The organism is Pelagibius sp. Alg239-R121 (assembly GCF_947331435.1).
In the GTDB taxonomy this organism is placed as follows: domain Bacteria; phylum Pseudomonadota; class Alphaproteobacteria; order Kiloniellales; family Kiloniellaceae; genus Denitrobaculum.
Map to the genome: position 1 here is coordinate 68,783 of NZ_CAMZOF010000006.1, position 26,827 is coordinate 95,609.

Annotated in this window: 23 protein-coding genes; 12 read left to right on the forward strand and 11 right to left on the reverse strand. The window is 57.3% G+C overall.

Annotation, left to right across the window (positions count from 1 at the left end):
- Nucleotides 1–2: 2 nt before the first annotated feature.
- On the forward strand, nucleotides 3–170 hold the full coding sequence (locus QMZ18_RS19360; RefSeq protein ID WP_282607994.1) for a hypothetical protein: 168 nt from the start codon (nucleotides 3–5) through the stop codon (nucleotides 168–170).
- Nucleotides 160–2,541, forward strand: a complete 2,382-nt coding sequence (locus QMZ18_RS19365; RefSeq protein ID WP_282607995.1) for a PAS domain-containing sensor histidine kinase — start codon at nucleotides 160–162, stop codon at nucleotides 2,539–2,541. The genes QMZ18_RS19360 and QMZ18_RS19365 overlap by 11 nt, the downstream gene beginning before the upstream one ends.
- Before the next feature lie 20 nt (nucleotides 2,542–2,561).
- On the opposite strand, the gene QMZ18_RS19370 is transcribed toward QMZ18_RS19365, so the two are convergent.
- The gene (locus QMZ18_RS19370; protein WP_282607996.1) at nucleotides 2,562–3,368 is read right to left on the reverse strand and encodes a DUF3108 domain-containing protein; all 807 of its coding nucleotides are present in this window, start codon (nucleotides 3,366–3,368) and stop codon (nucleotides 2,562–2,564) included.
- Nucleotides 3,369–3,729: 361 nt separating this feature from the next.
- Here QMZ18_RS19370 and recA point away from each other — a divergent pair, with 361 nt between their 5' ends.
- Nucleotides 3,730–4,797, forward strand: coding sequence for a recombinase RecA (gene recA, locus QMZ18_RS19375; protein WP_282607997.1), 1,068 nt, complete (start codon nucleotides 3,730–3,732; stop codon nucleotides 4,795–4,797).
- Nucleotides 4,798–5,105: 308 nt separating this feature from the next.
- On the opposite strand, the gene QMZ18_RS19380 is transcribed toward recA, so the two are convergent.
- A complete protein-coding gene (locus QMZ18_RS19380; protein ID WP_282607998.1) occupies nucleotides 5,106–5,738 on the reverse strand; it encodes an invasion associated locus B family protein in 633 nt (210 codons plus the stop codon).
- Between the two features lie 364 nt (nucleotides 5,739–6,102).
- Between QMZ18_RS19380 and alaS the strand changes: the two genes are divergently transcribed.
- Nucleotides 6,103–8,757: an alanine--tRNA ligase gene (gene alaS / locus QMZ18_RS19385; RefSeq protein ID WP_282607999.1), complete on the forward strand. Its 2,655-nt coding sequence runs from the start codon at nucleotides 6,103–6,105 to the stop codon at nucleotides 8,755–8,757.
- 115 nt (nucleotides 8,758–8,872) lie between these two features.
- On the opposite strand, the gene QMZ18_RS19390 is transcribed toward alaS, so the two are convergent.
- The 4 genes from QMZ18_RS19390 to QMZ18_RS19405 form a co-directional block, all read right to left on the reverse strand.
- Nucleotides 8,873–9,361: a peptidylprolyl isomerase gene (locus QMZ18_RS19390; RefSeq protein ID WP_282608000.1), complete on the reverse strand. Its 489-nt coding sequence runs from the start codon at nucleotides 9,359–9,361 to the stop codon at nucleotides 8,873–8,875.
- Between the two features lie 82 nt (nucleotides 9,362–9,443).
- Nucleotides 9,444–9,992 carry a peptidylprolyl isomerase gene (locus tag QMZ18_RS19395; RefSeq protein WP_282608001.1) on the reverse strand — a complete coding sequence of 183 codons (549 nt, stop codon included), beginning with the start codon at nucleotides 9,990–9,992 and terminating at the stop codon, nucleotides 9,444–9,446.
- Between the two features lie 9 nt (nucleotides 9,993–10,001).
- Entirely contained in the window at nucleotides 10,002–11,216 is a 1,215-nt protein-coding gene (locus tag QMZ18_RS19400) for an NADP-dependent isocitrate dehydrogenase (RefSeq protein WP_282608002.1), read from the reverse strand.
- A gap of 174 nt (nucleotides 11,217–11,390) precedes the next feature.
- Entirely contained in the window at nucleotides 11,391–11,975 is a 585-nt protein-coding gene (locus QMZ18_RS19405) for a TIGR00730 family Rossman fold protein (protein ID WP_282608003.1), read from the reverse strand.
- Between the two features lie 411 nt (nucleotides 11,976–12,386).
- On the opposite strand from QMZ18_RS19405, the gene QMZ18_RS19410 reads away from it, so the two are divergent.
- The 4 genes from QMZ18_RS19410 to QMZ18_RS19425 all read left to right on the forward strand — a co-directional run bounded on the left by QMZ18_RS19410 (nucleotide 12,387) and on the right by QMZ18_RS19425 (nucleotide 16,572).
- Entirely contained in the window at nucleotides 12,387–14,069 is a 1,683-nt protein-coding gene (locus QMZ18_RS19410) for a LysM peptidoglycan-binding domain-containing protein (protein WP_282608004.1), read from the forward strand.
- A 296-nt stretch (nucleotides 14,070–14,365) separates the two neighbouring features.
- Entirely contained in the window at nucleotides 14,366–15,064 is a 699-nt protein-coding gene (locus tag QMZ18_RS19415) for a phosphatidylserine decarboxylase (protein ID WP_282608005.1), read from the forward strand.
- A complete protein-coding gene (pssA, locus tag QMZ18_RS19420) occupies nucleotides 15,065–15,895 on the forward strand; it encodes a CDP-diacylglycerol--serine O-phosphatidyltransferase (protein WP_282608006.1) in 831 nt (276 codons plus the stop codon).
- A gap of 53 nt (nucleotides 15,896–15,948) precedes the next feature.
- Nucleotides 15,949–16,572 carry a CDP-alcohol phosphatidyltransferase family protein gene (locus tag QMZ18_RS19425; RefSeq protein WP_282608007.1) on the forward strand — a complete coding sequence of 208 codons (624 nt, stop codon included), beginning with the start codon at nucleotides 15,949–15,951 and terminating at the stop codon, nucleotides 16,570–16,572.
- A gap of 24 nt (nucleotides 16,573–16,596) precedes the next feature.
- Here the strand turns inward: QMZ18_RS19425 and QMZ18_RS19430 are convergent, their stop codons facing one another.
- The 3 genes from QMZ18_RS19430 to QMZ18_RS19440 are packed head-to-tail and all read right to left on the reverse strand — an operon-like array spanning nucleotide 16,597 to nucleotide 21,771.
- Nucleotides 16,597–20,040: an efflux RND transporter permease subunit gene (locus tag QMZ18_RS19430; protein WP_282608008.1), complete on the reverse strand. Its 3,444-nt coding sequence runs from the start codon at nucleotides 20,038–20,040 to the stop codon at nucleotides 16,597–16,599.
- The gene (locus QMZ18_RS19435) at nucleotides 20,037–21,140 is read right to left on the reverse strand and encodes an efflux RND transporter periplasmic adaptor subunit (protein WP_282608009.1); all 1,104 of its coding nucleotides are present in this window, start codon (nucleotides 21,138–21,140) and stop codon (nucleotides 20,037–20,039) included. The genes QMZ18_RS19430 and QMZ18_RS19435 overlap by 4 nt, the downstream gene beginning before the upstream one ends.
- Nucleotides 21,141–21,198: 58 nt before the next feature.
- Nucleotides 21,199–21,771, reverse strand: a complete 573-nt coding sequence (locus tag QMZ18_RS19440) for a PadR family transcriptional regulator (RefSeq protein ID WP_282608010.1) — start codon at nucleotides 21,769–21,771, stop codon at nucleotides 21,199–21,201.
- A 377-nt stretch (nucleotides 21,772–22,148) separates the two neighbouring features.
- Here QMZ18_RS19440 and QMZ18_RS19445 point away from each other — a divergent pair, with 377 nt between their 5' ends.
- Both QMZ18_RS19445 and QMZ18_RS19450 read left to right on the forward strand, forming a co-directional pair.
- Nucleotides 22,149–22,544 (forward strand): flagellar basal body rod protein FlgC, encoded by a 396-nt coding sequence (locus tag QMZ18_RS19445; RefSeq protein ID WP_282608011.1) that lies wholly within the window; start codon nucleotides 22,149–22,151, stop codon nucleotides 22,542–22,544.
- A gap of 227 nt (nucleotides 22,545–22,771) precedes the next feature.
- Nucleotides 22,772–23,128 (forward strand): PilZ domain-containing protein, encoded by a 357-nt coding sequence (locus QMZ18_RS19450; protein ID WP_282608012.1) that lies wholly within the window; start codon nucleotides 22,772–22,774, stop codon nucleotides 23,126–23,128.
- A gap of 442 nt (nucleotides 23,129–23,570) precedes the next feature.
- Here the strand turns inward: QMZ18_RS19450 and QMZ18_RS19455 are convergent, their stop codons facing one another.
- Nucleotides 23,571–24,224, reverse strand: coding sequence for a hypothetical protein (locus QMZ18_RS19455; protein ID WP_282608013.1), 654 nt, complete (start codon nucleotides 24,222–24,224; stop codon nucleotides 23,571–23,573).
- Between QMZ18_RS19455 and QMZ18_RS19460 the strand changes: the two genes are divergently transcribed.
- Nucleotides 24,214–24,573, forward strand: a complete 360-nt coding sequence (locus tag QMZ18_RS19460; protein WP_282608014.1) for a hypothetical protein — start codon at nucleotides 24,214–24,216, stop codon at nucleotides 24,571–24,573. The two genes, QMZ18_RS19455 and QMZ18_RS19460, sit on opposite strands and share 11 nt — an antisense overlap.
- A gap of 185 nt (nucleotides 24,574–24,758) precedes the next feature.
- Here the strand turns inward: QMZ18_RS19460 and QMZ18_RS19465 are convergent, their stop codons facing one another.
- Nucleotides 24,759–24,983, reverse strand: coding sequence for a hypothetical protein (locus QMZ18_RS19465; RefSeq protein WP_282608015.1), 225 nt, complete (start codon nucleotides 24,981–24,983; stop codon nucleotides 24,759–24,761).
- Between the two features lie 301 nt (nucleotides 24,984–25,284).
- Here QMZ18_RS19465 and QMZ18_RS19470 point away from each other — a divergent pair, with 301 nt between their 5' ends.
- On the forward strand, nucleotides 25,285–26,673 hold the full coding sequence (locus QMZ18_RS19470; protein WP_282608016.1) for an FAD-linked oxidase C-terminal domain-containing protein: 1,389 nt from the start codon (nucleotides 25,285–25,287) through the stop codon (nucleotides 26,671–26,673).
- The last annotated feature ends 154 nt before the right edge of the window (nucleotides 26,674–26,827 follow it).

Genomic DNA, 26,827 nt, shown 5'->3' on the forward strand with positions numbered 1-26,827 from the left:
TCATGCCGGAGGTTGCCGATATCTCTCTGCCGACGGCCGATCTGGTGAAGATCCGGCGCAGAGGCTACCATGCGCTGGTATTTGGCGGCGATTCGCCGCGGTCGATTCGCGGCAGCCGGGATGCCGGACAAGAACAACAGCATAGGGCAGTGATCGCTCGTGGGTATTGAGATAGCGTATTGGATCATCATTGCCGTCCTGGCTGCGGTTGCGCTTTATGCTTTGATCGGCTGGCGCCGGATCAAGCGGGATCTTTCGCTTTACGAAGCCGCTTTCATCTCAGTCTCGCGGCCTCGCCAGATCGTGGCGCCGAATGGCAAGGTGGTGCAGTCAAACGCCGCATTTTACGAACTCTTCGGCCAGGTCGACAAACCGATCCCAGATCTTCTGGTCGCTGAAACACGCGGCGACCTGGAGGTCCGTGAGCAGATTGAGATGCTCGACGCCAAAGCCAAAAACGGACTGGAAGGCTACGCGGAAATCAGAATTCCGGGCGGCGGAGAAACCCTGTCGGGAGATGACGGCTCGCCGGGTGAGATTGAAACCCAGTGGCGCTACGTTGCCGCTTATCCGGTCAAAGGCTGGCCCGGCTACGTTTTTTGGTTTGTCGATGACATCACCCTGCGGCGCCAGATGGAGCAGGTGATCAACGATCAGCAGAACCGCTTTGCGGATTTGTTGGAAAATGCACCGATAGGGTTCTACTCGGTCGATGGCGAGGGCCGGTTTCTGTTCGTCAATCAGATGTTGGCGGAGTGGCTGGGACGCACCCATGCGGAGCTTGAGAGTGGCACGCTCCGCCTTCATGACATCCTGGACAACGACGGTGATTTTGCGCCCTACAGTCCCTTCACGGACGAGAACATTGCAAAGGGTGAGGTGACCCTTAAAAAGCGCGATGGCAGTAAGTTTGTGGCCTTCATCAGCCAAGATGTCGTGCCGGCGGACGAGCGTGGCGGACTCTGTACGCGTTCGGTGGTCCGCGATCTTTCCAGCGAGCGGGCTGTTGCCAGGGCGCTCGAGCGCTCGGAAGAGCGTTTCAAGAGCTTTTTCGAAAAGGCGCCAGTTGGTATCGCTCTGATCGACCCGAAAGGCTGCGTGACCGAGAGTAATCGGACCTTCCGCAGCCTTTTGCGTGAATCAGGCGATATCGGTGGACTTTCGCTGATCGATATGGCGGTTCCAGATGACCGGCCGGCACTCCAAGCTGCATTGGGCGATCAACAGAACAGTGGCCGTCAGATCACCCTGGAACTGGGGTTCCACGGAGGAGAGCTCGTCTGCACGGTCTACGTCACCCGGATGGCCGGCAGCGATGGCGCGACGGCAGGTTTTATTGCCCACTTTATCGACACTACCGAACAGAAGAACCTGGAAGAACAGTTTGCACAGTCGCAGAAGATGCAGGCTGTCGGACAACTGGCCGGCGGCATCGCGCATGACTTCAATAATCTTCTGACGGCCATGATCGGTTTTTCGGACTTACTGCTGCTGCGCCACCGCCCGGGCGATCAGTCCTTCGCCGATATCATGCAGATCAAGCAGAACGCCAATCGCGCGGCCAACCTCGTGCGTCAGCTGCTGGCGTTTTCGCGTCAACAGACGCTGCAGCCGAGGCAATTGGTGATCACCGATATCCTGGCGGAACTGTCTCACTTGCTGGCGCGGCTTATCGGCGAGAACATCGATTTGAAGATGGTTCATGGCCGGGATCTCGGATTGGTGAAGGCCGATCAGGGGCAGTTAGAGCAGGTGGTGATCAACCTGGCTGTTAATGCACGCGATGCCATGGTTGACGGCGGCGCGCTGACCATCCGCACCGCGAACGTCACGGTTGAGGAAGACAAGAACTACAAGGGCGAAGTGATGCCCAGAGGGGATTACGTCGTTGTCGAGGTCGAGGATACGGGCTGTGGCATTCCACGCGATATCCTGGATCGTATTTTCGACCCCTTCTTTTCGACCAAAGAAGTCGGCGCGGGGACCGGCCTTGGCCTCTCGACAGTGTATGGCATTGTCAAACAGACCGGCGGTTTCATCTTTGTCGATTCCGTGGTCGGGCGGGGGACGATATTCTCGCTGTTCCTGCCGCACCATGTCGCCGGTTCGGAGCCCGGGGTTGTTGCCGTCGAATCCGAAGCCCAGGGCCAAAAGGATCTAACCGGCATCGGAAACGTCCTGTTGGTCGAGGATGAAGACGCTGTTCGCGCCTTCGGGTCTCGGGCGCTTCGTAACAAAGGCTACAATGTGCTGGAGGCGAATTCCGGCGAGCAGGCACTGGAAGTTCTACGCGAAGCCAGTGAGCGCATCGATCTTCTGATCACCGATGTGGTGATGCCGCGCGTCGACGGGCCGACCCTGGTCAAGAAGGTGCGTGACTCGCATCCGGAACTCAAGGTCATCTTCATATCGGGTTATACCGAGGATAATTTTCGCCAGAAATTGGGTGAAGACGAGGGGATTCATTTCCTGCCGAAACCCTTCAGCCTCAAGCAACTTGCCGCCAAGGTGAAGGACGTCATCGGCAGCGAGTTGGTCTGACGATCAGGCTGTTGCCGGATCTATTGAGTGTAGAGGCGGCCGACGAAATTACCGATCGGAGCGGAAAGTTCGATTCTCACCGGGACCAGCTGTTCATTAGGCAACCGGCCGACCCAGATCACCCGGCTTATTTCGTCCTGTTTGTCCTTCCATTCCGACTCCCGGCGAAATCCGCCAATCGGTGTATAGGTCAGACGGCAACCGATGGCCGCGCCGCTATAAGCCCAGGGACGGTCCGGCGATAGTTCCGATTCACCGATGTGTTCGATCTTCAAATCATACCGCCTGCGCCCGTCCCAGACGCGCGCCTCAGCCTCGCAGGGATCGCCCTGTTCCAGCTTATCCAGTGTGCTTATGAGCACCGTAAAGGGATCCGCAGTGTCTGCGGTTTCGGCTTCGGGAACCGGCGTTACTTCGGAAAGATCGGGTTGCGGCTCGGCTTCGAGCGTCGGAAGCGGCTCGTTGACGGTCCAGAGCACCGTTGTTCTGCGGGTTTTGTCCTTATAACTGCCTTCGCTATCGTGCCGGGACACGCTGTAGCCGTCTGAAGTTGTCTTTCCGACCGTGCGGGCCGAACCTTTCCAAGGAAAGAAGAAAGCAAGAGCGCCCTGGCTTTCGCCGCTGCCCTCAATCTCGTACCGTTCCTCGCCCAGTGCAAAATTCACCTTGGCTTCTGCCAGCGTCATGTTTCCCCAGGCCACTTGATAGCGAAGTTCGGTGTTCTCGCCTTCCGCCACTGTGTCCTCTGGCCCAGAGATCAAAGCAGCCAGTGCCGCCAACAAGCTGACTGTGACTGATCGTCCTCGTGCCGCTACAAAACCAGTCATTCCTCAGCCCTTCGATCTTTGCGCCGATAAGGTAACGCCATCTCTATTCAGCATACCCCAGGTGAAGTTAGGGCGGAAAAAGGATTCCGCCAGCTTATGTGTTTCGATTTTCGCCAAGCTTGTACAGCTGGACATAACAATAGCGATAGGGAAGTGGAAGTCGGGTGTTCTGTTCGATTCGATGAAGGACGGTTCGAAATCCTGATGATTCACTTCCCGGCCAGACGGTAAAACTCGATGATTAGCTTTTGAAAACGTTGAATGTTCCTGTTTTGATCTTTTTTCTTGAACACCAGAACAAAACCGGTACAATCCGCGCATTGCAGTTGCGACACCCCTATGAGATAAGGAAGGCATCATCATGTCAGAGAGCGCATTGCGTCTGGTCGAAGGGAATAACGTGGACAAACAGAAGGCATTGGATGCCGCCTTGGGCCAGATTGAGCGCGCCTTTGGCAAGGGGTCGATTATGCGGCTTGGCGAAGATCAGGTCGTTGAGACTGAAGTGGTCTCGACCGGCTCGCTGGGATTGGATATCGGGCTTGGAATTGGCGGCTTGCCGCGTGGCCGAATCGTCGAGATCTACGGCCCTGAATCATCGGGTAAGACGACCTTGGCACTGCATGTTGTTGCCGAGGCACAGAAGGCAGGCGGAACCTGCGCCTTTGTGGATGCCGAGCATGCGCTCGATCCGGTTTATGCCGGTAAACTGGGCTGTAACGTCAGTGAGCTTTTAATCTCGCAGCCGGATGCCGGCGAGCAGGCGCTTGAGATTGTCGATACTCTGGTGCGGTCCGGCGCAATCGATGTTCTTGTGATTGATTCGGTGGCGGCGCTCGTACCAAAGGCCGAACTGGAAGGCGAGATGGGCGATTCGCTGCCCGGTCTGCAAGCGCGCTTGATGAGTCAGGCCCTGCGAAAGCTGACGAGCTCTATTTCGAAGTCCCAGACACTGGTGATTTTCATCAACCAGATTCGCATGAAGATCGGCGTGATGTTCGGCAACCCCGAGACCACAACTGGCGGTCATGCACTGAAATTCTATTCATCGGTCCGGCTGGACATCCGGCGGATCGGAGCGATCAAGGATCGCGATTTGGTTGTCGGCAACCAAACCAAAGTTAAGGTCGTCAAGAACAAGATGGCGCCGCCGTTCAGGATCATCGAGTTCGATATCATGTACGGACAGGGCATCTCTAAAACCGGAGAGCTACTGGATCTGGGCGTTGCGGCCAGCATAGTCGAAAAGTCAGGTTCCTGGTTCTCTTACGACGGGCAGCGGATTGGTCAGGGGCGGGAAAACGCCAAAAAGTTCCTGCGTGACAATACGGAAGCGGCAGAGAAACTGGAGCGGGCGATCCGCCAGAACGCCGGTCTTGTCGCGACTTCGATGCTGGAAGGCACCGAAGAAGCCGGCAGCGGGAACTGACGCAGGCACGGAAAGAGTCCGAGAAGGCTTTGTCTAACTGACCTCTGCCTCTGGACGATCTTTCGACAGCTGTAACCGGTGTTGATTTAAACCTTGGAAGTTCGCGTCCAGGGCTATCCATTAAGAAAGCCGGGTGGGAAAAAACCACCCGGCTTTTTGTACATTGGTGAGGCAGCTGTTTTGTGATGACTGTTCGGTGATTATCGCAAACAGGCCAGTTAACTGCGCGGTGCCGCGTGTGGGCCGCCGCTACCCGAAAGCGCTGTCGTACGAGCGGCACCGCCAATTATTTATCTGTGGTTCAATTCTTACTTAACGCCCGCGAAGGCAGCGGTGAAGCCCTTGAGAGAAAAGGGCAGGGCAATCGTGCGCCCTGTTGCATCCTGAAAAAGAATGCGCCCGCCGATACCTGCTTTGAATTCGTTCAGGGTCACGTCATCCAACGGTAATTGTGCCTGGCACCCAATTCTGAGGCAGCGCTCGAAGGGACGTTTCCGTTGTTCCTTGCCAGTTACCTCGATGGCAACGCCGGGCGGCAGCCTTACACCAAGCGGCAGCGTTACCAGAGCGACGTCCCGTTTGTCCGGTCCAAACTTGCCGATCGCGACCTGCAGGACGGCGCGCCCGGTATCGTTCGAGGTCACTTGCTGGACCATATAGCAGACTTCGGTCTGCGTCTGCGGGTTCGGGCCACAGCGAACCGTCCAATCCGCGTGCGTCGCCACAGTCGTTGCACCGTCGGGCGCGGGCGTGGTGCTTTGGGCTGGGACGGTGGTGGTCTGAGCCGAAGCGGGCCCGGCCATCGGCGCGGCAAGCGCGAAGACGGCGAGCAGGGTCGCCAGGACCTGTGAAAGAGATCCAGCTCTACGGGAGAAAAAACGGCCGAAAAGCGTGGATTTATCAGCCGCTTTGATGGCGGCTGCCTGAAGCAGATTAATCATGGCGCAATCCTAGAGAATTTGCCGGGCATTTGGAACCATTTGGCCGGGTTAATTTCGTGTCGCCGATACCCATTGATCCAATCAATTTTCCGTTGGCAGCGACCAACCCGGGCGTCGCCTTCTTGCTTACCTTCTATGTTCGGATCATCAAGCCCGGCATTGCACCAGCCTGATCTGAATTTTCCTTGTGGCGGCTTTGGGCTGGCGGCTGGGCGTGCTTGCTGGACAGCTTCGAAGTGGCAGGCTACAAACCGACGCCTTATGTTTAAGTTGAACATCGGATGAACCTGACCCCGTGGTCCGCGCAAAGCGCGAAAAATGGCGGCAGGAAGCGATAACGACGGTTGAGAGATGAAGTCGGACCATGACCAGCGGTAACGAGATTCGAAGCACATTCCTGGACTACTTTGAGAAGCACGGGCACGAGATCGTTGCCTCCTCGCCGCTTGTGCCGAGGAACGATCCGACGCTGATGTTTACCAATGCCGGCATGGTCCAATTCAAGAATGTCTTTACCGGGCAGGAGAGCCGGCCTTACAGCCGCGCCACCACGTCGCAAAAGTGCGTCCGCGCCGGGGGAAAGCACAACGATCTCGAAAATGTCGGGCATACAGCCCGCCACCACACCTTTTTTGAGATGCTGGGCAATTTTTCCTTCGGCGACTACTTCAAGGATCAGGCGATCGAAATGGCCTGGGATCTGATCACGAAGGTCTATGGTCTGCCAGAAGAGAAGCTGCTGGTTACGGTCTATTCCGAAGACCAGGATGCGGCCGGGTTGTGGAAGAAGATCGCCGGCTTGAGCGATGACAAGGTGATCCGCATCCCAACCTCCGATAACTTCTGGGCGATGGGTGATACTGGACCCTGCGGCCCCTGTTCCGAGATTTTCTTCGATCACGGTCCGCATATTCCCGGTGGTCCTCCCGGCAGTCCGGATGAGGACGGCGACCGCTTCATCGAGATCTGGAACCTGGTGTTCATGCAGTACGAGCAGCTTGACAAGGAAAGCCGCGTCAATCTGCCTCGTCCCTCGATCGATACGGGTATGGGGTTGGAGCGGCTGACCGCGGTCCTGCAGGGTAAGCATGACAACTATGACATCGACCTGCTGCGCACGATCATCGACGCCTCCGCGGACGCCGCGAACGTGTCAGCTGACGGCGAACATGCTGTCTCCCACCGAGTGATTGCCGATCACCTGCGCTCGACCGCCTTTTTGATTGCCGACGGCGTGCTGCCGTCCAATGACGGGCGCGGCTATGTCCTGCGGCGGATCATGCGACGTGCCATGCGCCACGTGCATATTCTGGGCGTCAAGGATCCGATGATCTGGCGGCTGGTGCCGACGCTGGTTGAGATGATGGGGCAGGCGTTTCCCGAGCTTAAGCGTGCGGAGGCCCTGATCGCCGAGACTCTGAAACTGGAAGAGGGGCGTTTCAGCCAGACCCTGGATCGCGGCATGAAGTTGCTGTCTGGCGAGACGGAGAAGCTTGGAGAGGGCCAGGCATTGAATGGCGAGGTCGCCTTCAAGCTTTATGACACCTACGGCTTTCCTCTGGATCTTACCCAGGACATTTTGCGCAACCAGGGTCAAACCGTTGACCTGGAGAGTTTCAACGCGGCGATGGAGCGGCAGCGTGCGGCAGCCCGCAAAGCCTGGAGCGGTTCGGGGGAAGCTGCGACAGAGACGCTCTGGTACGACCTCCATGACCGCCTCGGCGGCACCGATTTCCTGGGCTACGACACCGAGAGCGCAGAGGGGCAGGTGACGGCGATTATCGTCGATGGCGCTGAAGTTCAGGAGGCCAAGGCAGGCCAGGAGGTGATGATCATCACCAACCAGACGCCCTTCTATGGTGAGTCGGGCGGACAGATGGGCGATACCGGACTTTTGAGTGATGGCGACACCCGTGTCGAAATTATCGACACGCAGAAAAAGCTCGGGAGCGTCTTCGTTCACATAGGGAAGGTGACGGCGGGGGCGCTGAAGGTCGGCACCGCGGTTGAGATGACCATCGATTCTGTGCGCCGTGCAGCCTTGCGGGCGCATCACTCCGCGACCCATCTCCTTCACGAGGCTCTCCGGCGGCGCTTGGGAGACCACGTGACCCAGAAGGGGTCGCTGGTGGCACCTGACCGGCTGCGCTTCGACATCAGCCATCCAAAGGCGATCGAGGCTGCAGATCTGCTGGCCGTCGAGAACGAGGTCAACGAGCGGATTCGCGGCAACGCGGAAGTGACAACGCGTTATATGACACCCGACGAGGCGATTGCCGCCGGGGCACTTGCGCTGTTCGGTGAAAAGTATGGCGACGAAGTTCGCGTGTTGTCCATGGGCGGAGCGGACGGTGTGACCGAAGGCCATGCATATTCCACCGAACTTTGCGGTGGCACGCATGTGACGCGGGTCGGAGATATCGGCTTTCTGAAGCTTGTGAGCGAGGGTGCCCTGGCGTCTGGCGTTCGCCGGATCGAAGCAGTGGCCGGCCAAGCGGCGATCGATTATGTCGCGCGCCAGGACAAACTTTTGAGCGAGGCTTCCGCCACGCTCAAGGTCGCGCCTGGTGATCTGTCCGATCGTATCCAGAGCCTGATGGACGAGCGCCGGAAGCTGGAGCGCGAGCTCGCCGATACCCGGCGCAAGCTCGCAACCGGTGGCGGTGGAGCGTCAAATGACACCGCCAAGGACGTTGCTGGTATCAAGCTGGCGTCGCGAGTTCTGGATGGTGTTCCCGCAAAAGACCTTAAAGCGACCGCCGACGATCTAAAGCAAAAACTTGGCAGCGGAGTCGTAGCATTGGTTGCCGTCAATGACGGCAAGGCGTCGATCGTCGTGGGCGTGACAGAAGACCTGACCAGCCGGTATTCGGCTGTGGATCTGGTCCGTGCCGGTTCGGCTGCGCTTGGGGGACAGGGCGGTGGTGGCCGGCCCGACATGGCCCAGGCCGGCGGTCCCGATGGCGCTTCTGCGCAAGCGGCGATTTCCGCCGTGGAAACAGCGATCGCGGCTGGTTGACGTAACACAGCCATCCAAAACAAAGCCCGCCAGAACACCGATTGATCGGCGGATTGGCGGGCTTTTTCTTGTTTTCGCTCGGGCTTTAGGCCGAACTTAACACGCTATATTGGGTTTACGCGTCAATGTCGGCTTTGATGCGTACGCGAACCATTGCATCGGGATCTTCGACCTGACCGCTCTGGCTGCCGGCTGATGCCTTCTTGATCCGGTCGACATGATCCATGCCGTCCGTGACTTCACCCCAGACGGTGTACTGGCCGTTCAGGAAGCTGGCGTCGTCCAGGCAGATAAAGAACTGACTGTCCCCGGTATCAGGGTGATTGGCGCGCGCCATACCCACGGTGCCGCGGCCAAAGGGCTCGGACGTAAACTCAGCGCCGAGCCGCTGGCCGGAACCGCCAGTCCCTGTCCCTGTCGGATCACCGGTCTGGGCCATAAAGCCATCCATGACGCGGTGGAACACAATACCGTCGTAAAAACCTTCCCTGACCAGCTCTTTGATCCTGGCGACATGGTTGGGAGCAAGGTCGGGACGAAGGTTGATGGAGATTTCGCCCCATTCCAGTTCGATGACCATGGTGTCTTCGGCGTTGGCGGTCATGGCACTTTCTTTCTATTCGCAGCGGGGCTTGGATTTACACGCCCCGGATTTAGGATATCGGCTCGGCGAAAAGCACGCGGAGTTACTTAACGTCGGCCTGAACCTTCATGGTGACGATGGCGTCGGGATTATCGACAGTGCCGCTCTGGCGGCCGCGCGGCGCTTTTTTAAGCCGGTCGACGAACTGCATTCCGGAAACCACCTCGCCCCAGACCGTATACTTGGTATCCAGATGGCTCGCACGCTCGAAGACGACAAAGAACTGGCTGTCGGCTGAATTCGGATCCCGTGAGCGGGCCATGCCGAGCGTGCCGCGCTTGAAGGGTTCGCGGGTGAATTCCGCGGTGATATTCTGACCGGATCCGCCCCGGCCGGTGCCGGTGGGGTCGCCGGTTTGCGCCATGAAACCATCGATCACGCGATGAAATACCAGCCCGTCATAGAAACCCTGCCGGGTCAGTTCCTTGATCCGGGTGACGTGGTTGGGGGCGAGGTCCGGGCGCAAGGCAATCAGAACCTGCCCGGCCGGCAGTTCCATGACCAATGTGTTTTCCGGATCGGCCGCCTGGGCCGTACTGATGCTTAAGGCAACACCGAGCAACAGCGCGGCAAAGCTTTTCAAAAACCGCATGTTTCTTCCTCAGCTCATCGTTTTCTGGAGATTCTCATCGATCTTGCTCATGAACTCTTCTGTCGTCAGCCACTTCTGGTCCGGCGAGATGAGCAAGGCTAGATCTTTGGTCATGTCACCGCTTTGAACAGTATCGATGCAGACTTTCTCGAGTGTCTCGGCGAAGTTGGTGACCTCCGGTGTACCGTCGAAGGCGCCACGGTACTTGAGGCCGCGCGTCCAGGCGAAGATCGATGCGATCGGGTTGGTCGAGGTCGGTTTGCCCTGCTGATGCATCCGGTAGTGCCGGGTGACCGTGCCGTGCGCGGCTTCCGCCTCGACGGTTTTTCCGTCCGGGGTCATCAGTACAGAGGTCATCAGGCCGAGGGAGCCGAAGCCCTGTGCAACAATGTCGGACTGAACGTCGCCGTCATAGTTCTTACAGGCCCAGACGAAGCCACCTGACCACTTGAGGGCGGCGGCGACCATGTCGTCGATCAGGCGATGCTCGTAGGAGATACCCTTCTGCGCGAACTTGTCGGCAAACTCTGCATCGAATATTTCCTGGAAAATATCCTTAAATCGACCGTCGTATGCCTTCAGGATGGTGTTCTTGGTGGAGAGATAGACCGGCCAGCCGAGGTCGAGGCCGTAGTTCATACAGGCCCGGGCAAAACCGCGTATGGAATCATCCAGATTATACATGCTCATGGCGACGCCGCCGGCCGGGAAGTCGAAAACCTCATGGGTCACGGCTTCACCACCGTCTGCAGGCTGGAAGGTCATGGTCAGCTTGCCGGGGCCTTCCACGACCATATCGGTGGCCCGGTACTGATCGCCGAATGCGTGACGTCCAATGACAATTGGCTGGGTCCAGCCTGGCACAAGACGCGGCACGTTGTTCATGATGATCGGCTGGCGGAAGACGGTGCCGCCTAGGATGTTACGGATGGTGCCGTTCGGGGACCGCCACATCTTTTTCAGCTTGAACTCTTCGACCCGGGCTTCGTCAGGCGTGATGGTGGCACACTTCACGCCGACGCCATGTTCCTTGATGGCATTGGCGGAATCGATTGTGATCTGGTCGTCCGTCGCGTCGCGGCTCTCAACCGAGAGATCGTAGTATTTAAGATCAACGTCTAAATAGGGGAGGATCAGTTTCTCTTTGATCTTCGCCCAGATGATGCGCGTCATTTCATCGCCATCGAGTTCAACGATGGGATTTTGGACCTTGATCTTTGCCATATGCTCCTCCGGAATTACGCCCTTGGTCAGCTCGCCAGGACGTGTCGTCCGGCGATGCCGATGTCGAAAAGTCGGCGGAAACATAGCAGCCTTTTACGGCCACGCAAGGCGACTGGCTTCGCACCTGCAATAAGTCGCGTAGATGTTACGGTGTTTGAAGCTGTACCAGGGCCGTCAGAGGCGTGAACTGTCAGGTTTTACCTTCGCTGCCGCAGCCGATGCGATGGCCGTAAACACCCCTTCGATATCGTCAGCGAGGGAAAAGAGATAAGCCGGATCCTCATGCAGGTAACCACCATCAATCTGGCGCTGGACCATTTCCAACAGAGGTTCCCAGAACCCGAAAAGATTCAGCAGAATAACCGGCTTATCATGCAGGCCGAGTTGCTTCCAGGTAATGATTTCAAAGGTTTCGTCCAGAGTGCCGAGACCGCCTGGCAGGATGCAGAATGCGTCTGCACGCTCGAACATCATTTGCTTCCTCACATGCATGGAATCAACAACGACCATCTCTGTAACACCGGTGTGGGCGGCTTCACGCGCGCGGAGGTGTTCGGGAATGATCCCGATAACCCGTCCGCCGGCGGAAAGTGCGCCGTCAGCGGCAGCGCCCATCATGCCTGAATGACCGCCGCCATAGACGAGATCGATGCTTTTCTCAGCTGTTACCCGCCCTAGCTCACCTGCCTTCTCAAGATGGCGCGGATCGACGTTCTGTGAGGCGCCGCAATAGATGCAGAGAGCGGATATTTGTGTCATGTCGCAGGCTTCCTTATTCGGGCGGAAAAGTCATTGGCATTAGGCGGAAAGAGGCAGCGTTTCTGTTGGTTTACGTGTGATTGTTGGAAGCTGATGTCACAAGGTAGGAGCGGGGTCTTGTCAAATTTGAGTGAAGAATCCGGCACAGCCCAAGACTCGCACTTATATATTAGAGATCAAACTCGCAGTCTTAAGAAGACTTTTAACTGTACTAGAATCGGAGTCTTTACCAATTGACCCTTATCTGGTGGTTCGAGAGGGTTGGAAGATTAACCCGTTAAGATATTGATAGGTCACGATTTCTTGGATAATTCCAGTGCTCGATTTTGCATTGGCGAAGCTGCTGGGTGATGTAATTGCATACAGGGGGGGAGCATTATAGGCTAGAGACTTGAGTAAGGAGTCGGGCGTGTGCGTTCTCTAGGTCTTGTCGCTGCAGTTGTGGTCGTTATTTTCGCGGCTGCTTTTGGCGTTTACTACTGGCTGGGCGGCAGTACGGAATCCGATGTCCAGGTCGCAAGTCCCGCTGTGCCGGCTGCAGAAACATCCAGTTCTGGAGAGGCTAGCTCAAGCGAGTCTAGTTCAAACGAACCGAGCTCAAGCGCAGCAAACGATGAAGCGCCAGCCATTGACACGACTGCGAACGGAAGTGCGCCGGCTGCGCCCGCGGTTAATGACCAGCAGGCCGCAAACCAAGCCAATCCCGAACAACTCAAATCGAAATCCACGTCATCGAGCGCGGTGCCAGCCGACCAGCAGGCCAGTCGCACTGAGTCCGCTGCGAGCGGCAGCAAGACGTCGAGTACAGCAGCTGGCTCTGGTACCTCCGATCAAAGCGCCGGTTCGCAAAGCAACGAGACATCGGCGATCAAGCAACCGAAGCAGCCGCAGGTCGTCGCACGGGTAAAGGAGCCGCTTTCTACAGAATCTGCCCCGGAAAAGCCGGCTGGTCCGGTTCCGTCTTTCGATGTCGTTCGGGTCGAAAAGACAGGTGAGGCGATCCTCGCCGGCCGTGCGCCGGCCGGTAGCGAGGTGACGATCTATGATGGCGACACGCCGCTTGGAATCGTAACCGCTGATTCACGCGGCCAATGGGTTCTGATACTGGACGTTCCGCTGCGGCCGGGCAGCCACAGCCTCGGCATTACAGCCCGCCAGGCCGACCAGCCGGTGGTCGAATCCGACAATCTGGTTATTGTCGCTGTCCCCGAGCCGCAAGTCGAAACAGGATCTGGAACCTCGGTCGCGCAAAGCGACGTTGCGGGCACGCAGCCAGATGTCTCTGGCAACGCTGCTTCTGGCAATGATACCGGACCGGAAGCAAATCTGAGCGGGTCAGATGCCGCATTGACCTCTGCCGAGGGGGTTAAGCCGTCAGGCGGCGAGGATGCAAGCTCCCAGATTGCAGCTGTGCAACCACCTGTCGTCGATGACGACCCGGTCGCATCTGGAACGGCCAAGGACACTGTGACGCCTGGTGCTGTAGATGCGGATGATGATACCGAAGAAAATCCGGTTGCCCCGAGCCAGATTGCCACTGCAGAGGTTGAGGTCAAGGAACCGATCGCGGTTATCGTTCCCCGTAGCGGCACCGGCCCGACCCGCATTCTTCAGCAGCCAGAATTGACAGGTGAGGGCATTGGAAACGGAAGCCTGTTTCTTGATTCGGTCGATTACGACGATGAAGGTCGTGCTGTTATCGGTGGTCGGGCAACGCCGGGAGCCGCATTGATCATCTACCTCGATAATCTGCCAGTGGGCGAGGCCCTGACTGATGATGCTGGCCGTTGGGCCATGACGCCTGAAGATCTTGTGCCGATCGGACTGCATAAGCTTCGCGTCGATCAAATAGAAAACACAGGCCGCGTAACGGCACGTGTTGAATCACCTTTTTCCCGGGCTGATACTGTTGAGAGCCATCCGGACGAAAATTTTGTGACTGTCCAGCCGGGCAACAGCCTGTGGCGTATCGCCCGGGCGACCTACGGTCAGGGGACGCGCTACACGGTGATCTATGAAACCAACAAAGAACAGATTCGCGACCCCGATCTGATCTATCCCGGACAGATCTTCCGCGTGCCGAGCGGCGGTTGATCTTCGCGGCGAATCGATTCGGATTTGAAGATGGTGTAGCGAAGGCTGGCTGTTCTAACATTTGCCTTCCGCCGATAAGCGGAGGCCGGGTGCGGGTTTCAGGAACTTCGACCACTTCGGCCCGTCGAACGGAGATCACTAAGCTATTAGATCCAATAATAAAAATATCCGAGTGAAACTTGGTGACGGCAAAGACAATCCCAATGATGATAAAGGCTGATATGACCACGACACTGCGTTTGCGGTGAAGTCAGGCGATCTCTATGATGCGCCGAATATTTGCGGGTTTTGAAGCAATGGAGAAAGATTTGCTTAAGTACGTGCTGGTCCCGGTTAATCGGGCCGGCTGGCCATTTATTGCCGGTGCATTGCTGCTGGCTGTGATCCTCGCTCTGGTCTGGCCGCCGCTCGTCTGGCTGGGCCTTCTCCTTGCAGCTTTCTGCACCTACTTTTTCCGCGATCCGGATCGGTTCGTACCGGTACGTCCCGGCTTGGTCGTGAGCCCTGCGGATGGCCTGGTTTCCGCTGTTGAACCGGCCGTGCCGCCTGCTGAATTAGGCATGGGCGATGTTTCGCTGATGCGGGTGAGTATTTTTCTGAGTGTGTTCGATGTGCACGTCAACCGCGTGCCCACTGACGGCACCATTACTGAGTTGGCATATCATGAGGGCGCGTTCCTTAATGCGGCGATGGATAAGGCCTCTGATCTGAACGAACGCCAGTCGGTTCGGATGACGACGAGCGACGGCCGTGAAATCGCCTTTGTGCAGATCGCGGGGCTGATTGCCCGGCGCATTATCTGCAACCTCACTCACGGCCAGTCGGTCCGTGGCGGGGAACGCTTCGGTCTAATCCGCTTCGGCAGCCGGACTGATATCTATCTTCCCGACGGCGTCGCCCCCATGGTGATCGTCGGCCAACGGATGATCGGTGGCGAGACCATCATTGCGGATTTGACCTCGAGCGAAGAAATTCGAGCGGGGGAGATTCGATAAATGATCACGCGCCGTCGCCGTCGCCTACGCGGGCTTTCAATTAACCGGCTGATTCCCAATGCTCTGACGCTCATGGGGCTTTGTGCCGGAATGACGGCGATTCGCTGGGCACTCGAAGATCGCTGGGAAGTGGCGGTGGCTGCGGTTGTCGTTGCCATGGTGATCGATGGCCTGGATGGACCGGTTGCGCGGATGATGAAGGCGACCAGCGAGTTCGGTGCGCAACTTGATTCCCTGGCCGATTTTGTGAATTTCGGCGTGACGCCGGCGATCATCGTTTATCTCTGGGCGATGCAGGATCTTGGCGGCATGGCCTGGGCGCTCGTCCTGGTTTACGCCATGTGCTGCGCCATGAGGTTGGCGCGCTTTAATGCAGCCCTCACTCAGGATGATGCGCCGTCCTGGTCGAGTAAGTTTTTCGTCGGCGTCCCAGCGCCGGCCGGCGCGGGGTTGATGCTTCTGCCGATGGTCCTGAGTTTCAAGCTCGGGGACGATATTTTCCGGTCACAGATTTTAAATGGCGTGGTCTTTATCGGTGTCGCCGCTTTGATGGTGAGCCAACTGCCGACCTATTCCTCAAAGCGCATCAAGGTTCCACTGCGCCATGTCGGGTTTGTTCTGATCGCTGTGGGCGCCTTTGCGGCCTTCCTGGTCAGTACACCCTGGGTGACTCTCAGTGTTGCAGGGTTGGCGTATCTCGTGAGCATTCCGATGGCGCAGATTTCATTTCGGAAGATGCGTTCGTCCATGCCTGAGCATGAAACGGCGGTTACCGGGGACGCCGAGGCGGGTGTTGCAAACCCCGAAGGTCAAGAGCCCAAATCTCACTGAACAAGGTTTGCAAGATCGCATTCTCCGATACTCGACGTTAGGGGGAAACCGGTATGATTGATGCCTGGATGCGGCGTCAAATCGACCCGACGATGGATCGGATCGGCCGTTTCACTGTGCAGGTCGGAGTCCGGGCGGATCACGTCACTTATTGTGCAGTGGTGTTGGGCTTGGCCGCAACTGCAGCTATTGCATTTGAGGCCTATTGGATCGGACTGGTTCTGTTTCTTGCCAACCGGCTTCTCGATGGTCTCGACGGTGCCGTCGCGCGCCATAGCAAGCTGACGGACTTCGGCGGTTACCTGGACATTGTCGGCGACTTTATCGTCTATTCGGCTTTCGTCTTCGGCTTCGCGCTGGCACGGCCGGAGGAAAACGCTGTTGCTGCGGCCTTCTTGATTCTGTCCTTCGTTGGGACGGGCTCGTCTTTTCTCGCCTATGCCATCTTTGCGGAGAAGCGCAAGATCACGACGGACATCCGCGGGAAGAAGTCGCTCTACTACCTGGGGGGACTGACCGAAGGCAGTGAGACCATCGCCGCCTTCGTCCTGATGTGCCTGTTCTCTCAGAATTTCTCTCTGATCGCCTGGGTCTTCGGAGCACTCTGTTGGGTGACGACAATCACGCGGGTTACCGCTGCCGCTGGCAGTTTTACCGACGACGAGCCGCGCCACTGACTCCTGGGCGACGCCTTTGTCCTGCTATTCGGCGACGGCAGGCAAGCCATCCCCATCGTCATTTTTGGCACCTGAGGGAAGGACGGGCAGGGGCGGGAGCTTGCCGCGCCCGCTATGCGAATCTTTTGAATCGGTTTCCTTGGGGGCAAATCGCGTCCGGATATTTTCCCGCAACATCAGGGCACAAGGTGTGAAGAGCAGCGTGAGAACCGTCGCGAAACCGAGCCCAAAGACGATTGCAGTGGAGAGCTGCGTCCAGAGCTGTGTCGAGGGTGCACCGATCTGAACCAACCGGGAGGCGAAGTCGATGTTCATGGCTAGGACCATGGGCATCAATCCGAGGATCGTGGTGATCGTCGTCAGCAAAACCGGACGCAGGCGCTGTGCGCCGGTGCGCAGGATGGCCTCCCTTGCCGGCACACCGGTCTCGCGGATGCGGTCGAAGGTATCGATCAGCACGATGTTATTGTTGACCACGATACCCGCCAGAGCAATCACGCCGATGCCCGACATCACGATGCCAAAGGGTTGTTCCGTCACCAGCAAGCCGATCATGACGCCGATGGTCGACATGATCACAGCCGTCAGGATCAGAAATGCGCTGTAAAAGCTGTTGAACTGCGTGACCAGGATGATGGCCATCATGAAGAGGGCGACCATGAAGGCCTTGACCAGGAAGTCCTGCGCTTTCTTCTGCTCTTCGTCCTCTCCCTTGAACGTGATGTTGACGCGCGGATCGAGTTCCGCGTTTTGCAGCCATTCGCGCATCTGGGTAACTTTGGCGTCGGCGAGCACACCGAGCGCGACATCCGCTTTGACGGTCATGACCCGGTTGCCGTCCGTACGGCGCAGCAAGCCAACCTTGGGCTTGGCCGTGCGGGTGACGAAGTTCGCGATCGGCGCAAGTCCGGAATTGGTCTGGATGCGAAGATCGTCGAGGTGATCAATATTGCGATAGCTCCGGGGCAGGCGCACTACGATATCGATTTCTTCGTTGCTGTCGTCCGGCCGGAATTCGCCGAGTTTGGTGCCGTATGTCACCATCCGGACATAGCTGCCGATGAGGGTCACGTCCGCCCCGAACTTGGCAGCCTGTGCACGGTCGACAGCGAGCTCCCATTCGATACCGGGCACCGGGCGGCCATCCTCAATGTCCACGAAGTCGCCCATCTCGACCATGGCATTGGCGACCTTCTTTGCGACGGGCTCGATCAGGTCGGGAAAGGAAGATGACACCTGGACCTGGACAGCCTTTCCGACGGGCGGACCGGACTCCTCCTTCCGGGGTTCGACGAAGATGCCAGCCAGCGGATTTGTGCGTTCCCGGATGTCGGCGATGATTTCATCTGCCGGACGGCGGCTGAACCAGTCAGTGAATTCGAGCTGTATGATGCCGACGAGATCTTCCGCTTCGTCGTCCTGCCGGCCGGAGGCTGCCATGCTTTTGGCAAAGATGGTGTGAAACTCGCCATGTTCGCGCTGCAGATCCATGACGCGCTCTTCGACTTCGCGCAGCAGGGCGTCGCGTTCGTTGATCGAAAGATTGCCGCGACCATGCACTTGAAGGATCGCGTTCTCCGGTTCGACGTCAGGGAAGAATTCAACCCCCTTACCGTAGGTGCTGTAAGCGACTTGGACGGCGATAAGCATGGCGACTGCGACCAGTATCACCAGCGACGGCGCGCGCAGGGCACCGCGCAGAACACGTAGATATACGCCGGTGAAACCCTTGATCTCTTTTAAGTCGAACTCCGCATCTGCTGCCAGTGAATGATGCGACCCATCGGACACCGGCCGTACGGCATTTAGACTCTCGAAGGCGCGACGGCCAAGCCAGTTCCCGACAATGAGCCCTATCAGTGCGCCCAGCAGTCCCGATACCAGCCCGACAAAACTTGGCGCTTGGGCAAAGACACCGATTGCGACCAGAGCGCCGGGCAGGGCTTGCGCAAGAATCAACGCCCCGAGTGCTGTGGCCAGAACCGGCAGTAGGAACCGCATGAATCCGGCGAGATTGGCACCGAGGGCGGGAATGAAGATTAGTGCCATCAACAGTGATGCGCTCAAAGTCGCAATCAGCGTGATGGGCAAAAACTTCATGAACTCCCCGACCACGCCGGGCCAGAACATCAAAGGCAGGAAGGCGGCGAGCGTCGTCGCGGTCGCAGCGATGATGGGCCAGGCCATGCGTTTGGAAGCCAGTGCGTAGGATTCTTTCGGTGTCAGCCCTTCGCTCATTTTCCGGTCGGCGAACTCGGTGACGACGATCGCGCCGTCGACCAGCATCCCGACGGCGAGGATCAGGCTGAAGAGCACGACGAAGTTGACCGTGAAGCCGATGGCATAGAGGACCAGAATGCCCGCGAGAAAAGATCCTGGTATGGCGATGCCGACCAGTCCGGCAGAGCGCAGGCCCAAGGCCGCGACCACCACCACCATGACCAGCAGGATGGCGCTGATGACATTGTTTTGCAGGTCCAGCAGATTATTGCGGATGTCGTTGGACTTGTCCTGGCTGAAGGAGACGACAACCTCTTCCGGCCAGAACCTGCGCTCGTGCTCGACCACGGCACGGACTTTTTCGATGGTCTCGATGATGTTGGAGCCAGTGCGCTTGGAAACTTCCAGGGCGATAGCGGGTCGCCCGTTGGTGCGGGCATAACCTTCGCTGTCCTTGAAGGTCCGGCGCAGGGTACCGACGTCCCGGAAACGAACGATGGCGTCGCCGTTTACCTTGAGCGGCATGTTGAGAATGTCGTCAGAGGTTTCGAACAGACCCGGGACCTTAACCGAGAAACGGCCCTGGCCGGTATCGACCGATCCGGCCGCAATCACACGGTTGGAACGGGAGACCAGGTTGAGGATGTCGGTGACATTGAGATTATAGCTTTCGAGAGCCAGGGGATCGACAATCAACTCGACCAGTTCATCGCGGTCGCCGGCGATCTTGGCTTCCAGCACGGTCCCGATGCCTTCGATCTTGTCTTGCAGATCACGGGCCAGCTGCAACAGAGTCCGCTCCTGGACGTTGCCCGACAGCGAGACCACAAGCACGGGAAACAGGCTTAGATTGACTTCGTTGACCGTTGGCTCGTCGGCATCGTCGGGCAGTTCCGGTTTTGCGAGGTCGACCTTTTCACGCACGTCGGCAATGGCGATATCGACATTGAAGCCGGCTTCGAATTCCAGAAGCACGCTGCCACCGCCGAGGTAGGCTGTGGAGCGCATCTCTTTGACGCCTTCTACATCTCGTAATTCCTGCTCCATCGGCTTGACCAGCAGGCGTTCGGCGTCTTCAGGCGAGATGCCTTCGTGATGCAGACTGATGTAAAGAATCGGAATGTTGATGTCCGGTTCCGACTCCTTCGGGATCGTGATGTAGGCATAGGTGCCCGAAATCAGGATCAGGATCAGCGTTGCGATAACCGTGCGTGAATGCGTGACGGCTGCCTCGATGATGGCGTTCACGAATTACTCCCGATCTCTATGGGCTCGAGCGTTGCTTCGTCGATCGGATTGACCTTCTGCCCATCGGTCACGAACTCCTGGCCAACCGTTATCAGTGCGACTGCTTCCGGCAGACCGGTCAGCCACACGCCCGACGCGCCGTTGGCCACGATCGTCGCAGGGACGAACTTGACCAGGTTCTCGCTGGTGACGATCTTGACCCCGACCTCGCCCTCATCGGTCAAAGACAGGATGGCTGGCGAAACCAGGTGCGCGTTGATTTCTTCAAGCGGCAGGCGAACATCCGCGGACAGTCCATCAGGAATCTTTCGGTCGGGGTTCGGCACTTCAATTTCCACGCGGAAAGTGCGGGTCTGCGGATCGGCAACCGTGGAAATAAAGCGGATCTTACCTTCGACATTGTCGCCGGTGATCAGCCGGGCGTAGCCGGGTTCGCCCACCGAAAGCTGCTTGATGGCGCGCTCGTTGATTTGGGTCACGACCAGGATCGGATCCAGATCGACAACCTTGGTGATGGGATCGCCCTTATCTATGAAGTCGCCGATCTCAACCATGCGGTCGTCCACGAAGCCGTCGAAGGGCGCCCGGATGACAATGTTTTCCAACGCGACTTTGGCGCGTTTCACGGCGGCGTCGGCGGCTTGTAAATCTGCTTTTGAGGCTGCCAGTTGAGTTTCCGCCCGAAAGCCCTTTTTCGATAGCTTGCGTGCGGCTTCATACTCGATCCGGCGCTGTTCGTAGAGCGCTCGGGCTTCTTCCAGCATCGCGGGACGCTCTTCAGGCGACAGCCGAACAATAATGTCACCCGACTTTACGCTATGGCCCTTCTCCGAATTCAGCTCGACAACCCGGCCATAGGCTTCGGCTTTCACGTTGACCTTGCGGATGGCTTCGGTACTGCCGCGCAGAACCACATCGACACGGTAAGGGACGGCCGACTGCGCGCGGACCCGCACCGAAGCGATGTGCGTGCTGGCTTCTAGATTCGCGGGTGGCTTTTGGACGACCGGAGCGTTGTCGCTATGTCCCATCTGGCCGGAGGCGATCCAGCCTACGACGACCAGTGCCAGGACGACAGCTATGACAAGAGAGCGTTTCATCAGGAGATCCGTTTTCTTTGTGCGATCATGGCGTTTGCATCCGTGAGCGGACGCATTTCTATAGGGCTGCGGTCTTGGGTGCTTGTGGAATTTCCGCGTCGGCTGACTGTTCCGATGCGATCTGGTCAAGCAGTTGATCCATATTCTCTTTCAGGTATGTGATCTCTGCCCGGTAATGTGCAAGCCCAAGGCCATGCGTGAAACGCTCGCCGGGCGGCCGAATGGCGAGGTTGCAGTCTTTCATGCGTTCGACAACGCCTTCGTACCAGGTGATGCGTTTTTCAAGAATGGAACGCAAAACGTCGGTCGGCATTAGCTGGGCAAAGAAGGTCATGAAATAGAAGTCGGAATTCACTTTATCCGGAGCCGGCGGCAGCAGCAGCGTTTCGAACAAAGCCGTGCGCCCGCTTGGCGTAATTGAATAGACCTTCTTGTCCGGGCGCTTTTCCTGGCTCATTTGGTGGCAGTCGACGAGCTTTTCCGCCGAGAGCTTTGCCAGTGCCGGATAGATGGAGCCGAAGCTTGCGTCTTGAAAGTGACTGAAAGGCCCTTCCTCGCAAGCTTTCTTGATCTCGTAGCCGCTGGCATCTCCACGGCTGAGAACCCCGAGACAAAGCGTCTTTACGTCCATTCCATCGCCCTTATCATTTGCAACTGCTCGATCGCGCTTTGCCGCATTTCATCTGAATGGCAACTCGCCGCCACGCAGGATTACGTTCTCTCGCTGCCTGGTAAGCCAGCGCCTGCAAAACATCAAACAAGGAGCTTCAACCCTTGGTCGGTTCAACCAACAAACTGTTTCCTCCATAGGCTTGTGTCTCTATATGGCAGTTCGATATAGGTGACGCCAGCCTTATATTTAACTGATATAGGTTGATCTGCCGTGCATCCAACGCATGGCTCGGAAAAATTCGTCGAATTTGAGGAAAATATTGTTAAAAAACAATTATTTGTGATCTGTTCTTAAGTCGAGTACCGTGACTGCTTCGGCAATCTATAGAGTGACTTATGGCGATCACGTTTCATAGCTCGGTTTCCGGCTTGCAGGCCCAGAGCAAACGTTTGGCGGTCTCAGCGGATAATGTCGCTAACATGAGCACCGCAGGCACTCCGGGTGTGACTGACGGCCCGGATGCTGCTTATGCGCCGAAAGAAGTGATTCAGACCACGACGGCACAAGGCGGTGTGAAGGCGGAAACGCGCCCGGTTCAGCCGGCGTCTGTGCCGGTCTATGCTCCTCAGAACCCACTGGCGGACGACGAGGGCGTTGTGGAGATCCCCAACGTTTCGCTTGAGCAGGAGTTCGTCAATCAAATACTCGCAAAGCGAGCGTACCAAGCGAACGTGGCTGTGATTAAGACACAGGATGAAATGCTTGGATCCCTCATGGACTTGGACAGTTAAAACCAGTGAAAGTCGGGCCGGTATCCGCTCGAGGTTGATTTTGATCGGCGGCGAGCTCTTGCCACCTTTATTAGTTAATCGACGTTAACCCCAGGTCTTAGCGCCATCCTAACGATTACCTGCCAGAGTTTCGGTATTAACGTCCGGAATCCGACTGTTTTGATAGCGGCAATCAAAACCGGGAAGGAAGCGTCGGGACGTTCCATGAGAGTTGAGGGATCGAAGTTGTGGTTGCTAACAAACAACAGATTGACGGATCAGATGCACTGTCTCTAGTTCCGGATGACGATCGCAGGAACTATAAGCGTGCCTATGTCGTCGTATCAGGCCGGGTTTCGAGTGACGGAGATCATTCTGTGGATTGCGTCGTGCTCGATCTATCCGCAAACGGTGCAAAGGTTCGCTTCGAAGAGCCGGTGATGAGTGATGAGATTCTTAAGATCACTTTAGCTGGTGCGGTCGAGTTTGAAGTCGAGGTGGCCTGGACCAACGGTGTCTTTGCAGGATTAAAGTTCCTGGATACGCCCGCCAAGGTCGCGGGTGTTCTGGCCGGTATTCTGCCGGACGGTTGTCTGGAATTCTAATTCTGAATACCGTCCCTCTGGACGCGGTGGTTTTGGACGGTGAATTTTTGTCCACGACTCCAAGCTAAAACGAATCGATCTGAACGCTGAATTTGTGGAAACTGGCCGCCAAAAAGCGGAATTTAGGCCGGTTGGGATCATATTGTTTCCAAAATCGGTCCTTTTTTGGACAAGTCTGGCACTTTTGGTTTCCTTACGGTTAAAATACCGCCATTCATAGCTCATCTGAGAGGCGTGGAGCTGGTCAATGACCTAAGCACGCCGGCGCGAATGACCGGAGACCGTTGATGGCCAGGAAAACTATTTCCGCAATACCCACAAGTTCAAAAGCCAAGTCCGCAGCACCAAAAAGACAAGTACAAAAAACACCAATACCGAAAACCTCGACACCGAAACCCCCCGCAGCTAAATCCCCAGCAGCCAAACCTCAAGCAGCCAAACCTCAAGCAGCCAAATCCTCTTCTTCGAAGAAGGTTGCGTCCAAGCCTGTTGCCGCAAAGGCTACTGCAACGAAGCCAAAGGCGTCTAAGCCTGCGGCGGCGCGATCGAAGCCGGCAGCGGCTACGGCAGCAAAGTCGGCGAAGGCGACTGCACCGCGCGCGGCTAAGCCGAAAGCGACTGCACCAAAGACTGCAGCTGCAAAACCAGCGAAGGCAGCCGGCGCTCCTGCGTCACGTACAGCTAAGCCAAAAACAGCCGTATCGAGTACTGCTGCAGCGAAAAAGGCAAAAGCAACGAAGGCGACTGCGGCACGACGAGCGAAGCCGAAAGCCGCCGCTGCGAAAGCGACCGCACCGGCAAAGGCGACTACTGCACGCGCTGCCAAACCAAAAGCCGCCGCCAAACCAAAAGCCGCCGCAAAAACCAGCAAGGCTGTGCCCGCGCGTAAGGCGAAACCTAAAGCCTCACCGGTCAAGAAGGCCTCAGCGGTAAAGAAGACTGCGGCAGTCAAGAAGGCTGCGGCGAGTAAAGCAGCGCCCGCGAAGAGAAAAACAGCTAAGGCTGCACCGGCTAAAGCCGCCGCAGCCAAAACTGCGACCTCTCGCCGAAAGCCTGCTGCTTCTAAGGTCGCGGCAAAAGCAGCTGTGAAAACCACTGGCAAGGCTGCCGCTAAACCGGCGGCATCCAAGGCGAGTAAGAAAAAACCGGCACGGGCAAAACCGGCAACCGCTAAGGCCTCAACAGCCAAAGCAAAGGCGACGAAAGCTCCGGTAGCTAAATCCAAGGCGGCCAAAGCGGCACCTGCGGCAAAAAAGCCGAAAGCTAAAAAGACCGCCGCTGCAAAACCGGCCAAGAGTAAAACCTCTTCCAGAAAAGGCCGGGCTTCAAAAAGCGGAGCCAGCAAGGCGGCAGCTGGAAAGACTGATTATTCGGTATCGTTGAGCGTTACAGATGGCCGCTTAAAATCAGTCATCGCGACGTCGTTCCTCAAACGCGGCCAATAAGGTCCGATCGCTCCTGTCTGTCTCAGTCAGGAGCGATCAGCCTCTAAGCGATATCGCTCCAAGCACCTGTAAAGTACGGGAGGTGTTCGGGCCGACCCATGTGGTGCTCTGCCGTGGGGCTGCCGGATCCAGTTACTGTTGTGGGCTCTGGTTGCGACCACACGCCTTTCTGGAGCGGCTGAGACTTACTCGGGGAGTTTCACCGTCCCGAGTTGCTCCGATACGTGGAAACAATGCCCTTTATCGCAATAACGTACGGCGCCGGTGCTGACGTTGACGACGTAAGCAATGCCGTCACTGGATGAAACACTATAGCGATCGTCGCGTTGTTGTGACAATGCGGGCTGTTCAACGACGTACAGCACCCCGAGGACAAGCAAAATACCGGCAAAGAAGAGTCGTTCGGTCATATGAAGTGCTCCTGATGTTCCGTTTTTCTCGCGAGAGTTGGCAGCCCCGTTTTCGAACGCTGACCGGGACCTGCCGAAGGCTTCAAACTTGTTGCGCCATAGGTGATCATTGGTCCCGCCATCCACTTTCCGCCTGACTGGAGTGGCTTAGATACCGGTCCCGCTCTGTTCGGGATTGATCGTTTCCTCGGTGCCCATCTGCGCTATATTACCTTCAATCAGAGATTTAGGCCTGTAGAAATTCGCGGTACGCGACCGTTGATTTGACCTGCAGCCGGAATGCGACGGGAGATTGCTCGAGATGGCAGTGGCAGCGGCGAGAGACGTTGATAAGGTTGGAGTTGAGCTCCAGGCCCTCCTCGGAGACAGGGTCAGTACTTCTCAGGCCGTACGTGATCATCATGGAAAGGATGAGTCCTGGCATCATCCCGAAGCGCCCGACATCGTGGTCTTTCCTCACTCGACGGAAGAGGTTGCCGCCATTGTCAAAATCTGTGCGGAGCATGAAACGCCTGTAATTCCGTTCGGTGCGGGCACGTCGCTTGAAGGACACGTCATCGCCGACCGGGGTGGTGTTTGTATCGATCTGATGCGGATGGATGAAGTTCTGCAAGTCAACGCCGAGGATCTGGATTGCCGGGTACAGCCGGGTGTGACCCGTAAGCAGCTGAACAGCTATCTGCGGGATTCGGGGCTGTTCTTCCCAATCGATCCAGGCGCAAACGCGTCGATCGGTGGCATGACCGCCACGCGAGCAAGCGGAACCAATGCCGTGCGCTATGGCACCATGCGCGAAAACGTTCTGGGTCTTACCGTGGTTTTGGCTGATGGCCGGATCATCAAAACCTCGCGGCGCGCACGCAAATCGGCTGCAGGCTACGACCTGACTCGTCTCTTCGTGGGGTCGGAAGGAACGCTTGGTGTCATCACAGAGATCACTTTGAGACTTTACGGGATTCCAGAAGCCATAACCTCGGCTGTGGTCTCCTTCCCGGACCTGAAGTCGGCAGTGGATTCGGTCATCGCAACCATTCAAATGGGGATTCCCATCGCGCGGATTGAGTTGCTGGACAAGCTGCAGGTGCAGGCTTGCAACGGCTATTCCGGTCTTGAGCTGGCGGAGCAGCCCACCCTGTTTCTGGAGTTTCACGGGACCACGGCAGGTGCTGAAGAGCAGGCGCAGTTGGTCGGTGAGATCGCCGGTGAATTTGGGGGCGGAGATTTTCAGTGGACCGCCAAGGCGGAGGAGCGCAGCAAGCTCTGGCAGGCCCGTCACGATGCGGCTTACGCAGCGCAATCCCTGCGGCCTGGCTGTCAGCTCTGGGCGACCGATGTTTGCGTGCCGATCTCCCGGCTTGCGGATTGCATCATGGAAACCCAGGAAGATCTGGCCGGCAGCTACCTGACCGCGCCTCTGGTCGGCCATGTGGGTGACGGAAATTTCCACCTGACCTTCCTGATTGACCCTGACAAACCCGAAGAAATTGAGGAAGCCAACCGTCTCAATGACCGCTTGGTCATGCGCGCGCTGGCAATGGAGGGCACCTGTACCGGCGAGCACGGTGTCGGCAGCGGCAAGATAAAGTTTCTTCAAGCCGAGCATGGTGATGCCGTTGCCGTTATGCGTACGCTCAAACTTGCCTTCGACCCGCAGAATATTATGAATCCGGGCAAGGTTATCGCGCTTTAACTCTCACGCTGCCCAACAGATAGGCGATTCCTACTGCGCCGTTTCTGATCGGCTTCGGTGATTCCGTTCAACGTACCGTGGATTGCGGGGATTTACCGAGGTGGCGGATTACCACACGCGTTTCCACCAAATCCAGGCTTGCACAGCGTGCGCA

Coding starts and splice junctions, on each gene's coding strand:
- QMZ18_RS19435 (WP_282608009.1), bottom strand. CDS start 21,140: ATGAAACGCTCTCTTGTCATAGCTGTCGTCCTGGCACTGGTCGTCGTA.
- QMZ18_RS19400 (WP_282608002.1), bottom strand. CDS start 11,216: ATGGCAAAGATCAAGGTCCAAAATCCCATCGTTGAACTCGATGGCGAT.
- QMZ18_RS19415 (WP_282608005.1), top strand. CDS start 14,366: ATGGAGAAAGATTTGCTTAAGTACGTGCTGGTCCCGGTTAATCGGGCC.
- alaS (WP_282607999.1), top strand. CDS start 6,103: ATGACCAGCGGTAACGAGATTCGAAGCACATTCCTGGACTACTTTGAG.
- QMZ18_RS19440 (WP_282608010.1), bottom strand. CDS start 21,771: ATGGACGTAAAGACGCTTTGTCTCGGGGTTCTCAGCCGTGGAGATGCC.
- QMZ18_RS19405 (WP_282608003.1), bottom strand. CDS start 11,975: ATGACACAAATATCCGCTCTCTGCATCTATTGCGGCGCCTCACAGAAC.
- recA (WP_282607997.1), top strand. CDS start 3,730: ATGTCAGAGAGCGCATTGCGTCTGGTCGAAGGGAATAACGTGGACAAA.
- QMZ18_RS19465 (WP_282608015.1), bottom strand. CDS start 24,983: ATGACCGAACGACTCTTCTTTGCCGGTATTTTGCTTGTCCTCGGGGTG.
- QMZ18_RS19470 (WP_282608016.1), top strand. CDS start 25,285: ATGGCAGTGGCAGCGGCGAGAGACGTTGATAAGGTTGGAGTTGAGCTC.
- QMZ18_RS19380 (WP_282607998.1), bottom strand. CDS start 5,738: ATGATTAATCTGCTTCAGGCAGCCGCCATCAAAGCGGCTGATAAATCC.
- pssA (WP_282608006.1), top strand. CDS start 15,065: ATGATCACGCGCCGTCGCCGTCGCCTACGCGGGCTTTCAATTAACCGG.
- QMZ18_RS19360 (WP_282607994.1), top strand. CDS start 3: ATGCCGGAGGTTGCCGATATCTCTCTGCCGACGGCCGATCTGGTGAAG.
- QMZ18_RS19445 (WP_282608011.1), top strand. CDS start 22,149: ATGGCGATCACGTTTCATAGCTCGGTTTCCGGCTTGCAGGCCCAGAGC.
- QMZ18_RS19425 (WP_282608007.1), top strand. CDS start 15,949: ATGATTGATGCCTGGATGCGGCGTCAAATCGACCCGACGATGGATCGG.
- QMZ18_RS19390 (WP_282608000.1), bottom strand. CDS start 9,361: ATGACCGCCAACGCCGAAGACACCATGGTCATCGAACTGGAATGGGGC.
- QMZ18_RS19395 (WP_282608001.1), bottom strand. CDS start 9,992: ATGCGGTTTTTGAAAAGCTTTGCCGCGCTGTTGCTCGGTGTTGCCTTA.
- QMZ18_RS19370 (WP_282607996.1), bottom strand. CDS start 3,368: ATGACTGGTTTTGTAGCGGCACGAGGACGATCAGTCACAGTCAGCTTG.